General features: G+C 73.3%; 11 protein-coding genes. 7 read left to right on the top strand and 4 right to left on the bottom strand.

All coding sequences use genetic code 11. From position 1 onward, the window contains the following. The first annotated feature begins 338 nt into the window (after positions 1-338). The 3 genes from BM339_RS11540 to BM339_RS11530 all read left to right on the top strand — a co-directional run bounded on the left by BM339_RS11540 (position 339) and on the right by BM339_RS11530 (position 5,101). Positions 339-2,735: a phosphoketolase family protein gene (locus BM339_RS11540; RefSeq protein ID WP_075020827.1), complete on the top strand. Its 2,397-nt coding sequence runs from the start codon at positions 339-341 to the stop codon at positions 2,733-2,735. Further along, entirely contained in the window at positions 2,735-3,808 is a 1,074-nt protein-coding gene (locus BM339_RS11535) for an acetate/propionate family kinase (RefSeq protein WP_024935511.1), read from the top strand. Before BM339_RS11540 ends, BM339_RS11535 begins: the two co-directional genes overlap by 1 nt. Before the next feature lie 69 nt (positions 3,809-3,877). Beyond that, positions 3,878-5,101, top strand: coding sequence for a PP2C family protein-serine/threonine phosphatase (locus BM339_RS11530; RefSeq protein WP_218163623.1), 1,224 nt, complete (start codon positions 3,878-3,880; stop codon positions 5,099-5,101). A 37-nt stretch (positions 5,102-5,138) separates the two neighbouring features. On the opposite strand, the gene BM339_RS11525 is transcribed toward BM339_RS11530, so the two are convergent. Further along, positions 5,139-5,621 (bottom strand): Lrp/AsnC family transcriptional regulator, encoded by a 483-nt coding sequence (locus tag BM339_RS11525; protein WP_021594611.1) that lies wholly within the window; start codon positions 5,619-5,621, stop codon positions 5,139-5,141. A gap of 103 nt (positions 5,622-5,724) precedes the next feature. On the opposite strand from BM339_RS11525, the gene BM339_RS11520 reads away from it, so the two are divergent. After that, on the top strand, positions 5,725-9,249 hold the full coding sequence (locus BM339_RS11520) for an indolepyruvate ferredoxin oxidoreductase family protein (protein ID WP_075020825.1): 3,525 nt from the start codon (positions 5,725-5,727) through the stop codon (positions 9,247-9,249). 3 nt (positions 9,250-9,252) lie between these two features. Here BM339_RS11520 and BM339_RS11515 read toward each other — a convergent pair whose 3' ends face one another. Next, positions 9,253-10,083 carry a DUF6338 family protein gene (locus tag BM339_RS11515; protein ID WP_256255304.1) on the bottom strand — a complete coding sequence of 277 codons (831 nt, stop codon included), beginning with the start codon at positions 10,081-10,083 and terminating at the stop codon, positions 9,253-9,255. 199 nt (positions 10,084-10,282) lie between these two features. Here BM339_RS11515 and BM339_RS11510 point away from each other — a divergent pair, with 199 nt between their 5' ends. Both BM339_RS11510 and BM339_RS49740 read left to right on the top strand, forming a co-directional pair. Further along, entirely contained in the window at positions 10,283-11,506 is a 1,224-nt protein-coding gene (locus BM339_RS11510) for a protein kinase domain-containing protein (protein ID WP_075020824.1), read from the top strand. Next, a complete protein-coding gene (locus tag BM339_RS49740; protein ID WP_021593216.1) occupies positions 11,503-12,072 on the top strand; it encodes a hypothetical protein in 570 nt (189 codons plus the stop codon). Before BM339_RS11510 ends, BM339_RS49740 begins: the two co-directional genes overlap by 4 nt. On the opposite strand, the gene BM339_RS49735 is transcribed toward BM339_RS49740, so the two are convergent. Continuing rightward, entirely contained in the window at positions 12,069-12,881 is an 813-nt protein-coding gene (locus BM339_RS49735; protein WP_021593217.1) for a glutamate ABC transporter substrate-binding protein, read from the bottom strand. The genes BM339_RS49740 and BM339_RS49735 overlap by 4 nt on opposite strands. Before the next feature lie 87 nt (positions 12,882-12,968). Here BM339_RS49735 and BM339_RS50635 point away from each other — a divergent pair, with 87 nt between their 5' ends. Further along, a complete protein-coding gene (locus BM339_RS50635) occupies positions 12,969-13,385 on the top strand; it encodes a MarR family winged helix-turn-helix transcriptional regulator (protein WP_021593218.1) in 417 nt (138 codons plus the stop codon). Here BM339_RS50635 and BM339_RS11490 read toward each other — a convergent pair. Continuing rightward, on the bottom strand, positions 13,354-14,070 hold the full coding sequence (locus tag BM339_RS11490; RefSeq protein ID WP_177287672.1) for a helix-turn-helix transcriptional regulator: 717 nt from the start codon (positions 14,068-14,070) through the stop codon (positions 13,354-13,356). The genes BM339_RS50635 and BM339_RS11490 overlap by 32 nt on opposite strands. Positions 14,071-14,184 lie beyond the last annotated feature (114 nt).

Here is a 14,184-nt window from a genome sequence, read left to right as displayed (position 1 = left end):
CGCCGTTCACCGACCGCCGCCCCGGAGCGGTGAACCTACGCGCCGGTACGAGGCAGGCTTCAACGCACCGAGGGGAGACGCCGGCACCGGTTCGCTGGGGGGCGGGGCGGAGGTCCGCCGATCAGCGGCGCGATCACCGCCCCTGTAACCGGCCGGCGTCCGCATCCAGGGTGGGGGGAACGAGGCCACGGCCACGCGCCGTGGCCTCGTTCGTGCGCGCGGGACGTTAGGCCCTGGCCCGGCGCGCGTTCCGATGATGGGCTCGCCGTGACGGTTCAGGACGCCGGTTCGGGGGACGTGATCCCCCCAGGGCGGTACGAGCACCGGAGGGACGCGCCATGGCCGAGTCCGTCGCCATGAACGATGACGACGTGAGGGAGATCGACGCATACTGGAGAGCCGCCAACTACCTGTCCGTGGGGCAGATCTACCTGCTCGACAACCCGCTGCTGCGCGAGCCGCTCGCCCGGGACCACATCAAGCCGCGGCTGCTCGGGCACTGGGGCACCTCGCCGGGCCTGAACTTCTGCTACGCCCACCTGAACCGCGCGATCAGGACCCGCGACCTGGACATGATCTACATCATGGGGCCGGGGCACGGCGGGCCCTCGGCGGTCGCGAACGCGTGGCTGGAGGGCACCTACAGCGAGGTGTACCCGGACGTCTCGCAGGACACCGCCGGGATGCGCCGGCTCTTCCGGCAGTTCTCCTTCCCCGGCGGCGTGCCGAGCCACGTGGCGCCGGAGACGCCCGGGTCCATCCACGAGGGCGGTGAGCTGGGGTACTCGCTCGCCCACGCGTACGGGGCGGCGTTCGACAACCCCGGCCTGGTCGTCGCCTGCATCGTCGGGGACGGCGAGGCCGAGACCGGGCCGCTGGCGGCGAGCTGGCACTCCAACAAGTTCCTCGACCCGGTGAAGGACGGGGCCGTCCTTCCGATCCTGCACCTGAACGGCTACAAGATCGCGAACCCGACGGTGCTGGCGCGGATCCCCGAGGAGGAGCTGGTGCAGCTCCTCGACGGGTACGGGTACCGGCCGTTCCTCGTGAGCGGGGACGAGCCGGCGTCCATGCACCGCAAGATGGCCGCCGCGCTCGGCCAGGCGCTCGACGAGATCGCCGAGATCCAGCACGGCGCGCGCACGGGGCGGGCCTCCGAGCGGCGCCGCTGGCCCATGATCGTCCTGCGGTCCCCCAAGGGCTGGACGGGCCCGAAAAAGGTGGACGGCCTGCCCGTCGAGAACACGTGGCGCTCCCACCAGGTTCCGCTCAGCGGCGTCCGCGACGACCCCGGGCACCTCGCGCAGCTGGAGGAATGGCTGCGCTCCTACCGTCCCGAGGAGCTGTTCGACGAGGAGGGCCGCCCGGTGGCCGCGCTGCGGGCCCTCGCGCCCGAGGGCGGGCGGCGGATGAGCGCCAACCCGCACGCCAACGGCGGGCTGCTGCTGAAACCGCTGACGCTGCCGGACTTCCGCGACTACGCCGTCCCGGTGGACAAACCGGGCACGACGGCGTCCGAACCCACCCGGAGGCTCGGGGCGTTCCTGCGCGACGTCGTGAAGGCCAACCCGTCCAACTTCCGGATCATGGGCGCGGACGAGACGGCGTCCAACCGGCTCGGCGACGTGTTCGAGGCGACCGACCGCGTCTTCCAGGGCGAGCGGCTCCCGACCGACGAGCACCAGGGGCCGTCCGGCCAGGTCATGGAGGTGCTGAGCGAGCATCTGTGCCAGGGCTGGCTGGAGGGCTACCTCCTCACCGGGCGGCACGGGCTGTTCAACAGCTACGAGGCGTTCGTGCACATCGTCGACGCGATGTTCAACCAGCACGCGAAGTGGCTGAAGGTCACCCGCGGCCTGCCGTGGCGGCGGCCGATCGCCTCGCTGAACTACCTGCTGTCGTCGCACGTGTGGCGGCAGGACCACAACGGCTTCACCCACCAGGACCCCGGCTTCCTCGACGTCGTCATGAACAAGAAGCCGGAGATCATCCGGGTGTACCTGCCGCCGGACGCCAACACGCTGCTGTCGGTCGGCGACCACTGCCTGCGGTCCCGGGACTACGTCAACGTGGTCGTGGCCGGGAAGCAGCCCGCGCTGAACTGGCTGCCGATGGACGCCGCGATCGCGCACTGCACCCGCGGCATCGGCATCTGGGAGTGGGCGTCGACGAGTTCGCCCCGACCAGCCGACCCCGCCGACCACCACGGAGGCGGCGCCGACCCGGACGTGGTGCTGGCCTGCGCGGGCGACATCCCGACGCTGGAGACCCTCGCCGCCGCCGACCTGCTCCGGCGGCTGTTCCCCGAGCTGCGCGTCCGGGTCGTGAACGTCGTGGACCTCATGCGGCTGCTGCCGCCGAGCGAGCACCCGCACGGCATGCCGGACGCCGAGTACGACGCCCTGTTCACCACGGACAAGCCCGTGATCTTCGCGTTCCACGGCTACCCGTACCTCGTCCACCGCCTCACCTACCGCCGCGCCGGGCACCCCAACCTGCACGTCCGCGGCTACAAGGAGGAGGGGACGACGACCACGCCGTTCGACATGGTCATGCTGAACGACCTCGACCGCTACCACCTGGTCATGGACGTCATCGACCGGGTCCCGTCGCTCGGCGGGCGCGTCGCCCACGTCCGGCAGCGGATGGCCGACCAGCGGCTGTTCCTGCGCGCGTACACCCGGGAGCACGGCGAGGACGCGCCGGAAGTGAGCGACTGGACGTGGCCGTACTGATGCGGGTCCTGACGGTCAACCCGGGGTCGAGCAGCCTCAAGGTGAGCCTGCTCGACCCCGACGGCACGGTCCTGGCGGACGACGCGGGCGCCGAGCACGAGCTGGCCGGGCTGGTCGGGGAGCTGCCGAAACCGGACGCGGTCGGCGTCCGGTTCGTCCACGGCGGGACCGACTTCACCGAGGCGGTGCGCGTCGACGCCACGGTCACCGCGCGGCTCCGCGACCTCGCCGACCTCGCCCCGCTGCACCAGCCGGCGTCCCTGGAGGCGCTGTCGGCGGTCACCGAGGCGCTGCCGGGCGTCCCGGTCGTGGCCTGCTTCGACACCGCGTTCCACGCCACCCTGCCGGACGAGGCCGCGACCTACGCGCTCCCCCGGGAGTGGCGGGAGCGGTTCGGCCTGCGCCGCTACGGCTTCCACGGGCTGTCGTTCTCCTACGCCGTCCGCCGGGCGGGCGAACTGCTCGGGACCGACCCGGCGGGGCTCCGGATGGTGGTGTGCCACCTCGGCGCGGGCGCGTCGCTCTGCGCGGTCGCCGGCGGCCGGTCGGTGGACACCACGATGGGCTTCACGCCGCTGGAAGGCCTGGTCATGGCGTCGCGGGCGGGCAGCATCGACCCCGGCATCCCGCTGTGGCTGATCAAGCACGGGCTGACCGCCGAGGAGGTGAACCGGGCGCTGGAACGCGACTCCGGGCTGCGCGGCCTGACCGGAACCGGTGACATGCGCCGCATCCGCGAGCTGGCCGCCGCCCACGACGTCGCGGCCCTCGCCGCCCTGGACGTCTACCACCACCGGCTCCGCGCCTGCGCCGCCGCGATGACCGCCTCGCTCGGCGGGCTCGACGCGCTCGTGTTCACCGGGGGCGTCGGGGAGCACGACCCGTCCGTCCGGATGCGCCTCGCCGAGGACCTCGGCCACCTGGGCGCCGCCGTCGACCCCGACCGCAACGCCGCCGCGGACGGGGACACCGACATCACCCACGCGGGCGCCGCCGTCCGCACCCTGGTCGTCACCGCCCGCGAGGACCTGGAGATCGCCGCGGCCGTCCGCAACTGCCTCCGTCCGGGGTGAGCCGGACGGGACATCTCCCCCTTGACCATGCAATTGTGGTGAACTGGTAGTTAGCCACAATAAAGTGTGATGGTGGACAACGCGTCGAGCGCTATGGAGGGCGCTGCAGCCAGGAAGCTGGAGAACATCCAGGCGATCCTCGGCGAGACGTTCACCCACGTGGACGTCGACCAGTTTCTGGACACGCTCCTCGAACGGGTCAAGGACGTCCTGGAGGTGGACACAGCGACCGTCCTGCTCCTCGACAAGCCGGGGCGCGATCTCGTGGCGACCGCCGCGCGGGGCCTCGAAGAAGAGGTCGTCCAGGCGGCCCACGTCCCGATGGGCCGCGGGTTCGCCGGACGCGTCGCCGAAGAGCGGCGGCCGATCTACATCGCCGACGTGTCCACCGCCGACGTGTTCAACCCGCTCCTGGTCCAGAAGGGCCTGCACTCCCTGCTCGGCGTGCCGCTCATCCGCAGCGGCACCCTGGTGGGCGTCATGCACGTCGGGACGCTCGCCCCGCGCCGCTTCACCGCGGAGGAAGAGGAGCTCCTTCAGATCGCGGCTTCCCAGGCGGCAATGGCGGTGCAGTCGATGCTGAGTCAGGCCGAACGCGCGGGAGCGCAGGAACTGCAGCGCAGCCTGATCCCGTCCGAGCTTCCCGACGTGCCCGGCTTCGAGCTGGCCGCGCGCTACCGTCCCGGCAAGGCGATCGTGGGCGGGGACTGGTACGACGTGTTCCCGCTCCCCACGGGCGAGATCGGCATCGTCATGGGGGACGTGGCCGGGCACGGGCTGCCGGCGGCCGTCGTCATGGGCCGGATGCGCAGCGCCCTGCGTGCCTACGCGCTGGAATCGGACGATCCGGCGGAGGTCCTGCACAGGCTCAACCGGAAGATGCTGCACTTCGAGCCCGAGGCGACGGCCACCGTCCTGTACGCGCTGTGCGATCCCGTCACGGGCCGGGTCCGGGTGTCCTCGGCGGGCCATCCTCCCCCGATCTTCGCCGCGCCGGGCTCCCCGGCCCGCGCCGTCGACGTGGCCTTCGACGTCCTGATCGGCCTGGACGAGGTGGCCCCCCGCCGCACCGCGACCGTCGATCTTGACCCGGGCTCCCTGCTGGGCTTCTACACCGACGGGCTGATCGAGCGCCGGGACAACTCGATCCTCACCGGCATCGAGAAGCTCTGCGGGGCGGCCTACGCCGGCCCGCCGGAGCAGGTCGCCGCCGCGGTGATGTCGGAGCTCATCGGCCGGGAGCCGGCCAGCGACGACGTCGCCCTCCTGCTGGTGCGCCGATCCGTGGCCTGAAGGCCGGCCGCTCCGCCGCCGGCCGGGCCGGCGGCCGTCAGCGGGCGCGGGCCCGGTTCTCCTCGTCCTCCAGGAGAGGGCCGACGCGGAACGGGACCTGGTGGGTCAGGACGATCGAGGTGGTGCTGCGGCGGACGCCGGGGCACGCCAGGATCGAGTCGATCACCTCGTGCAGCTGCTTGCCGTTCGGGGCGACCGCGCGCACCAGGAGGTCCCCCTGGCCGGTGATGCCGAGGACCTCCAGGACGCGCGGGATCGCCGAGAGCGCGACGGCCGCCTCGCGGAGCCGGCCCTGCGCGACCTCCAGCGTGACGAAGGCGGTCAGCTCGAAGCCGATCGCGCCGAGGTCGACCTCCCGGCCGCGATGGCCGATCACCCCCTCGCGTTCGAGCCGCTCGACACGCGCGTGCGCGGTGTTGCGGGCGATGCCGAGCTTGGCGGCCAGCTCGGTGACGCCGATGCGGGGCTGTTCGACGAGGCGGCGGAGGATCTGGAGGTCGAGAAGCGTGGTACGGGTCACAATGCTCAGCTCCAGCGGGTGACTCGGTCCTGACTTGAGCAATCCGCTCAATTATCGTCCCGCCATCTTGCACACCGCTCAGCGGAACGTGCTCAATGCCAGCATGAGCACCACCGTTTCTTCCTCGCCGTTCCGCGACCGGCTCGAACTGGAGCGCGGGCGGATCGCGATCGGCGGCGTGCACGCCCTCGTCCGGCTGCTGCTGGACCAGCGGCGCGCGGACGCCCGCCGCGGCTGGACCACCGCCGGGTTCGTGTCCGGCTACCGCGGGTCCCCGCTGGGCGGCCTCGACCAGCGGCTGATGCGCGACGCGAGGCTCCTGGAGGGCAACGACATCCGGTTCGTGCCCGGGGTGAACGAGGAGCTCGCGGCGACCGCGGTGTACGGGTCGCAGCTCGTGGACCACCTTCCGGGGCCGCGCTACCAGGGCGTCTTCGGCCTCTGGTACGGCAAGGCGCCGGGCGTCGACCGGTCGCTGGACGCCTTCAAGCACGCGAACTGGCTGGGGACGTCCGAGCGCGGCGGGGTGCTCGCCGTGGTGGGCGACGACCCGTCCGCGAAGTCGTCCACGCTTCCCTCCGCGACGGAGGGCGCGCTCGCCGAGGCGTTCATGCCCGTGCTGGTCCCGGCGTCGGTGGGCGACCTGCTCCGGCTGGGGCGGCACGGGTTCGAGATGTCCCGGTTCAGCGGCGCCTGGACGGGTTTCAAGGTCGTCACGGATGTCGCCGACTCGTACGAGACGGTGGACGCCGAGCCGGTGCCCGACCCGGTGCTCCCCGCCTTCAGCTGGCGGGGACGTCCGTGGCGGCCGACGCGCAGGCCGGGCGTCGACCTCAAGGACACGACGTCCCTCGAACCCGAGGTCCTGGAGGGCCGGCTGCGGGCGGCCGCGGCCTATGCCGCCGCGAACGGCCTCGACCGGATCGAGGGCGCCACCGGTGACGCGGCCGTCGGGCTCGTCGCCGCCGGGCGCACCTACCTGGAACTGCGCGAGGCCCTCGACCGGCTGGGCCTGGACGACGAGGCGCTCGCCCGGCGCGGCGTCCGGCTGCTGCGGCTCGCCATGATCTACCCGCTGGACGCCGACCGGCTCAGGGAGTTCGCGCGCGGCCTCCGCGAGATCGTCGTGGTGGAGGAGAAGCGGCCGTTCGTCGAGACGCAGATCCGCGACCTGCTGTACGACCTGGCGGAGCGCCCCGCCGTCCACGGCAAGCACGGGCCTGCCCTGGGTGGGGGGACGACCCCCCACACCCCCCGGGACGTGCGGGACGGCGCCGACCTTGTCCCACCGGACGGGAGCCTGGAGGCCGACCGGATCACCCGGGCCCTCGCCCGGTTCCTCGCCGACCGCGTCGGCGAGGAGCACCTCGACCTGCGCGACCCGGTCCTGGCGCCGCGCAAGCCGAAGATCGAGCTGCTCGGCGCCGCCCGCACGCCCTACTTCTGCTCCGGCTGCCCGCACAACCGCTCGACCGTCGTCCCGGACGGGTCGATCGCGGCGAGCGGCATCGGCTGCCACGTGATGACCGTCTTCCAGGACCGCAGCATCGGCACGACCCAGATGGGCGGGGAGGGCGCCATGTGGGTCGGCGCGGCCCCGTTCAGCGACACGCCGCACATGTTCCAGAACCTCGGCGACGGGACGTTCTTCCACTCGGGCAGCCTCGCCGTCCGGCAGGCCGTCGCGGCGGGCACCCGCATCACGTTCAAGATCCTCTACAACGCGGCTGTCGCGATGACCGGCGGGCAGGACGCCGACGGCGGCTCCGACCCGGCCGCGGTCACCCGGATGCTGCACGCCGAGGGCGTCGCGAAGATCGTCGTGGTGGCGGACGACCCGTCCCGCTACCCGCGCGGGACGGACTGGGCGCCGGGCGTCAAGGTCCGGCACCGCGACGACCTCGACGCCGTCCAGCGGGAGCTGCGCGAGATCCCCGGCGTCACCGTGCTGCTGTACGACCAGGCTTGCGCGGCCGAGACCCGGCGCAAGCGCAAGCGCGGCCTCGTTCCCGACCCGCAGACCCGCGTGCTGATCAACGAGGCGGTCTGCGAGGGCTGCGGCGACTGCGGCACCAAGTCGAACTGCCTGAGCGTCGAGCCGGTCGAGACCGAGTTCGGGCGCAAGACGCAGATCAACCAGACGTCCTGCAACAAGGACTACTCGTGCTTGGACGGTGACTGCCCCTCGTTCGTCACCGTCGTCCCCGGCGAGAAGAAGGCCCGTCCGGCACTGCCGCGGATCGGTGAGCTGGAGGAGCCCGCGTCCCGTCCCGAGTCGGCGGACGTCCTGCTCGTCGGCATCGGCGGCACCGGCGTCGTCACCGTCAACCAGGTCCTCGCGACCGCCGCGCTCGTCGACGGCCGCCACGCCCGCGCGCTCGACCAGACCGGGCTCAGCCAGAAGGCCGGCGCGGTCGTGTCGCACCTGCGGATCGGGGACGCCGGACGGGATCGGCCGGGCATGGTCGGAGCGGGCGGCGCCGACGCCTACCTGGTGTTCGACTCGCTCGCCGGGACCTCCGAGCCGAACCTGCGCCGCTGCGCCCCGGACCGCACCGCCGCGGTCGTGTCGACCAGCGAGGTCCCGACCGGGCGGATGATCGTCGACACGTCGGCGTCGCTGCCGCCCGGCGCGTCCCTCGTCCGGCGGATCGCGGACCGCACCCGCGCGGACCGGCTGGTCGCCCTCGACGCGCTCGCGCTCGCCGAACGCTGGTTCGGCGGCACGGCCACGGCCAACTTCGTCGTGGTCGGCGCCGCCTACCAGTCCGGGCTGCTGCCGCTGTCGGCGAAGGCGATCGAAGAGGCGCTCGCGCTGAACGGCGTGCAGGTCGAGGCGAACGTCCAGGCGTTCCGGGCGGGGCGCCGCCTCGTCCTCGAACCGGGCTGGGCGGCCCCGCCGGCCTCGGCACCGGCGACGGCCCCGAGGCCGCTGGACGCGACCGCGCCGGCCGCGCTGGACCTGGTCGACGCGTCGGGCGTGGAGGGCGAGCTGGCCCGCGTCCTGCGGATCCGCGTCCGCGACCTCGCCGCGTACCAGAACCTGGCGCTCGCCAGGCGGTACCTGGACGCCGTGCTGCGCGTCGCCAGGGCGGAGGAGCGGGCGGGCGCCGACGGGCGGCTCGCGGTCGCCGTCGCGCGCAACCTGTACAAGCTGATGGCCTACAAGGACGAGTACGAGGTCGCGCGCCTGCACCTCGACCCGGAGCTCGCCCGCCGCGCCGAGGAGCAGTTCGGGCCCGGCTCCACGGTCGCGTACATGCTGCACCCGCCGCTGCTGCGGGCGATGGGCATGGACCGGAAGATCGCGCTCGGCCGGTCGGCGCGCCCGGCGTTCCGCGCGCTGCGCGCGATGCGGCGGCTGCGCGGCACCCCGCTCGACCCGTTCGGCGCCACCGCCCAGCGCCGCGCGGAACGCCGCCTCGTGACCGGCTACGTCGCGGTCGTGAACGAGCTGGTCGCCGGGCTGGACGCCGGCCGCCACGACCTCGCCGTCGAGATCGCCGGCCTGCCGGACATGGTCCGCGGGTACGAGGACGTCAAGGCCGCGAACATCGCCCGCTACGAGGAGCGGCTCCGCGAGCTGCTCGCCGCCTGGCGCGCCGGGCGGTCGCCGAGCCGGGTGTGACGGTCAGGTGATCGCGCCGGTCACCGCGCCGACCAGCGCGATCACCACCATCTGCAGCGCGAGGAGCTTGGCGAGCGGGCGCGGCGCGAGCCGGTACTCGTAGCACTGCTCGACGAGCGTCCTCAGCTGGTCGCGCAGCCGCAGCCGCGGCGCGGAGTGCCGGGACGGGACGCCCCGGAACACCGTCGGCGGCGGCTGCTCCTCGACCGGGCGCACGAGGACGCTCGTCACGGCCCGGGTCGGCACGACCATCCGCTCCCAGTGCAGCGCGTCCAGCGGCAGCGGCTTCCCGTGCCCGTCCAGCTGGAAGATCGGCCCGCACAGGGTGATGAAGGGCACCTCGGGGCCGCGCCCCGCGGACTCGTCCCCGAGCAGCCCCCGAAAGGTCGCGCCGCTGTTCAGCGTGATTTCCAGTTCGACCTCGCGTTCGGAATAGTCGGTGCGCAATCGCGTGCCCGGACGCACGGCCGCCGGAAATGGCCCGGGACGATTCTCCAGCCGCGCCAATACCGCCGCGGCGAGTGAGGACAACGTCAGGGAAAACGCGAGGTAACAGCAGACCGACCAGATCGCCTCCGGCGGGGAGATCCCCGGGGCGGCGCGCCCGCCGAGGAGGTCCCCGAGACCGAGCAGCGAGCCCTGACCCAGGGCTTCCAGCACGGTCAGGGTCACGGTCGTGATCAGCGTCCCCGCGATGAGGACCCGCGGGCACCGCGGGGGCACGGCCGCCAGGCGGGGTCGTTCCCGGCGCCCGCGCATCAGATCGAAATGCATGCCCGGAACGGCCGCAAGGGCCAGCAATGCGACGGGCACGACAATGGAAGCCTCGGTCATGGTCACCCCAGTCCGCCATCGGGGATCATGAGTTTCAGATCCTTTCAGTTGGACCAAGGAATCTCAACATCAAGACGGCTGACGAATAATCCAATGAGACCCCGTCGAACCCGCCGCACCGGCGGCGCGTATCTCCTGACATGCCGGGACCACGCCCGGCGCCGGACAGCGACGAGGGTGACGCCGAGTGGAATCGGGCTTGCGGCTGACGGATCGCTACCGCCTCGTGGAACGTCTCGACGACGGCGGGACGATGGAGGTCTGGCGCGCCTGGGACGAGCTGCTCGGCCGCCGCGTCGCGGTGAAGCTGCTGACCCCCGACCGCGCCGACCTGCGCCGCGCGTTCCAGGAGGGCGTCAACCGCGCCGCCGGGCTGTCCCACGCCGTCCTGGAGACGGTCTACGACAGCGATCAGACGCGCGACGCCTCCGGGCGGCTGGCGTCCTTCGTCGTCACCGAGTACCTCGACGGCGAGACGCTCGCCGACCGGCTCGGGCGCGGTCCGCTCACCGCGTCCGAGGCGGCCGACGTCTGCGGCCAGATCGCCGCGGCGCTGGAGGCCGCGCACGCCGCCGGGGTCCTGCACGGCGACCTGGAGCCGGGCAAGGTCATGCTCACGTGCGACGAGGTCAAGGTCGTCGACATGGGCATCGGCGGGATCGTGCGCGACGCGCGCGATCCCGCCGAGCCCGGGACGCGGCTCGCGCTCGCCGCCGACGCGAAGGCGGCCGACGTGCGGGCGCTCGGCACCGTCATCGGCTCCTGCCTCGCGCCCGGGGCGTCCGGGGAGCTGTCCGCGCTCGCCGCCCGCTGCCTGGGCGCGGACGCCCCGTCCGCCGGCGAGATCGCCGACCTGCTCGCCGGCGACGACGGCCCGCCGAACGCGGTCTTCGCCGCGCCGGGCGCGGCCCCGCGGACCGAGCAGCGCACCAGGACCATGCGGCCGCCGCCCGCGCCGCGTCCCCGCCGCCGCGGCAGGACGGGCGTCCGCCTCGCCGCGGCGGCCCTGGTGGTCGCGATCCCGGGCACGGCCGCCGCCGCGATCCTCGTGTCGGCGCCGCGCAGCCCGGTCACCGTCCCGCCGCCCACCCGGACGGGCGCCGCCGCGCCGCCGTCCGCCCCGCCCACGACGCCGCGGACCGGGCCCCGCGCGACGGACCCGGGCGTGACGAGCGCGCTCGGCCGGCTCCGCCCGATCGTCTCCCGCGGCTACGCCTCCGGCGAGATCCGCTCCGACGTCGCGATCGACCTGAACAACGTCATCACCAACCTGGAGAACGACCTCACCTCGGACCGGAAGGTGGACGTGAACCGGCGGATCGCCTCGCTCCAGGACAAGATCGTGACCCGGCAGCGGGAGCGCGGCCTGTCGCCCGACCTCGCGGACGAGCTCAACCGCGTCCTCGCGAACATCCAGGCATGACGGACGAGGAGGCGCCCACCGGGTGGCGGCGCGAGGAGCTCGCCCGCCCGCCGCGGACGTCCCGGCTCCCCTGGCTCGCGATCGGCGCCGTCGCCACCGCCACCGTCGTGGCCGCGACCACCCTCGTCCTCGGCATCGGCGACACCCTCTCCAGCCGCGACCGCTCGGCCGGGCGGCTCCTCCCGCTCCAGGCGGCCTCCCCGTCCGCGACGGCGTCACCGTCCGGGACACCGGCCCCCGAACCGCCCCCGCCGGAACCGGAGCCGGAGCCGACGACCGCCGAGCCGGAACCTTCGAAGCCGGAGGATCCGCCCGGCACGAACGTCCACGACGCCCTGCTGAGGCTCCGCCACGCCGTGCACGAGGGCGTCGCCGCCGGGGACGTCCGCGACGACGTCGGGCTCGACCTCACCAACGTGATCAACGGGATGCTCGACGGGGGCCGGCAGGGCCGCCGGGACGTCGCCTTCCTCCAGCACAAGATCGCCACCCGGACCCGCGAGGGCGGCATCGCGGGCGGCCGCGCGCGGGAGCTGCACCTCATCCTCGACCACGCCGAGGTCTAGACGCACCCCTCGAACTGCGGCACCTCGACGATCGACAGGTCGAGGCCGGTGCCGCCGAACCACCGGTTCATCAGCTTCGCCGCCGTCCCGTCCTGGTACATCCGGGTGATCGCCCGGTTGAGCGCCTCGCACCCGTCGGTATCGCCCTTGCGCAGCCCGATCCCGGTGTTCTGCTCGCTGATCCGCGCGTTGACGAGCCGGTAGCCCCGCCCCTCCCGCCGGATGAGCCCGGCCAGGATCACGTCGTTCGTCGTGATCGCGTCCACCGACCGGCCCTTGATCATGTTCATGCACTCGTCGTAGCTCCGCGCGGGGACGGTCCGGGCCGTCATGCCGTGCACGGCGAGGAGCCGCTGCATCGGGTCGGCGCCCTCGACCGCGCAGAACCGGCGGCCCTTCAGGTCGCGCACGCCCTTCACGCCACGCTCGTCCGTCCGCACGAGCACGTCCTGGTACGACATGTAATAGGGGCCCGCGAACGCGATCCGCGTCTTGCGCTCGGGGGTGACCGACAGCGTCGCGAAGACCAGGTCGGCGCGGCCCGACGTCAGGGACGGGATCCGCTCCGCCGCCAGCACCTGCACGAAGCGCACCTTCTTGCCGAGCCGGTCGGCCACGTACCGCGCGACGTCGATGTCGAACCCCTCGAACCGCCCGTCCGGATGACGGAGCCCGAGCCCCGGCAGGTCCGGCCGCACCCCCACGACGAGGGTCGACTTGTCCAGCAGCGACTCCCGCCCACCCTGGCCGCACGCGGTGAGGACTCCCGAGAGAAGCACGACCGCCGCCAGAACCCGCCCTGCACCCACAGCCGCACCTCCACGACGATCCACCGATCCTATCGGGACACGACACGTTCGCCGGGTACCATCGGGCACCGGGAAACGGGGAGGGGCGTGCAGGAACTCAGCCAGGAGGACTTCGAGGCGTTGCTGGCGTTCCGCACCGGCCTGCGCCGCTACCTGCGCTGGAGCGAGGAAGCGGCGCGCGCGGCCGGTCTGACCCCCGCCCAGCACCAGCTGCTCCTGGCCGTCCGGGGCCACGGGCGGGACCGTCCGCCCACCGTCGGCGAGCTGGCCGACCACCTCCTCCTGCGCCACCACAGCACGGTCGAGCTGATCAACCGGGCCGAGGCCGCGGGCCTCGTCCGGCGGGAGCGCGATCCGGGCGACAACCGGGTGATGCGGGTGCGGCCGACGCCCGCGGCCGACCGCACGCTGGCCGAGCTGACGCGTGTCCACCTGGCCGAACTGCGCGACCTGGCCCCGATCCTGGACCGGCTCACCGCCGAGCTGAAGGCGCTGGAGGGCTGAGGCTCACGAACTCCACGCAGCAGCGGCCGGAGTTGGGGGCGAGCACGGCCTCGATGGCGGACGCGCCGAGGCCGTCCACCATGCCCGCCAGGAACGCGTGGTTGACCCCGCACACCAGATCGGGATCGTTCCCGGCCAGCGGGTGGAAGGGGCAGTTGCGCAACCGCAGCCGGGTCGGCCCCTCCCGCTCGGGCTCGAACCCGTGCCGTTCCAGGACCTCCGCCGCGCACGTGAGCGCACGCTCCGCACCGAGCCGCCCGCCCCTGACGGGACGGCTCTCCGCCTCACCGACCGCACGCCCGCGCTCCCCCGCGGCCCGCAGCGCCGCGTCCCTGCCGCTCTCCCCCTCGGCCTGCCCGCGGACGGCGTCCAGCAGGATGCTCGCCAGCAGCCCGTGCTCGCGCTGCGGGATGCTGACCCGCACGTCGAGCCCGGACGGCTCGTACACCTTGGGGGCCCGCCCCACCCGCCGGACGCCCGGGCTGCCGTAGCGGGCGCGCAGCAGCCCCGCGTCCACGAGCTTGTCGAGATGGAACGCGGCCAGCTTCCGGGAGATGCCGACGCTGGCGGCCGCCTCGTCCCGGGTCACCGGCGCCTGCGCGGCACGGATGAACGCGTACATCCCGCGCCGCAGGTCGTCGCTGAGGATCGCGGCGGCCTCCAGCCCGGCGGAGTCTGAGGTCACCCACCCACCCTAGCGCCCCACCGACATAACACAAAGAGCAGTACCCAAAACAAGCGAACACCCTAGCCACGAACACGACCACACTGCTATAACACCAATACTTGTTGGTGAAAT

The organism is Actinomadura madurae, assembly GCF_900115095.1.
GTDB lineage: Bacteria > Actinomycetota > Actinomycetes > Streptosporangiales > Streptosporangiaceae > Spirillospora > Spirillospora madurae.
This window is presented reverse-complemented; position numbering and strand designations above follow the sequence as displayed.

What these genes read in the sequence shown, in the direction of transcription:
- BM339_RS11530 (WP_218163623.1), top strand. Translation starts at nt 3,878, where the DNA reads ATGGTGGACAACGCGTCGAGCGCTATGGAGGGCGCTGCAGCCAGGAAG.
- BM339_RS11540 (WP_075020827.1), top strand. Translation starts at nt 339, where the DNA reads ATGGCCGAGTCCGTCGCCATGAACGATGACGACGTGAGGGAGATCGAC.
- BM339_RS11515 (WP_256255304.1), bottom strand. Translation starts at nt 10,083, where the DNA reads ATGACCGAGGCTTCCATTGTCGTGCCCGTCGCATTGCTGGCCCTTGCG.
- BM339_RS11520 (WP_075020825.1), top strand. Translation starts at nt 5,725, where the DNA reads ATGAGCACCACCGTTTCTTCCTCGCCGTTCCGCGACCGGCTCGAACTG.
- BM339_RS11535 (WP_024935511.1), top strand. Translation starts at nt 2,735, where the DNA reads ATGCGGGTCCTGACGGTCAACCCGGGGTCGAGCAGCCTCAAGGTGAGC.
- BM339_RS49740 (WP_021593216.1), top strand. Translation starts at nt 11,503, where the DNA reads ATGACGGACGAGGAGGCGCCCACCGGGTGGCGGCGCGAGGAGCTCGCC.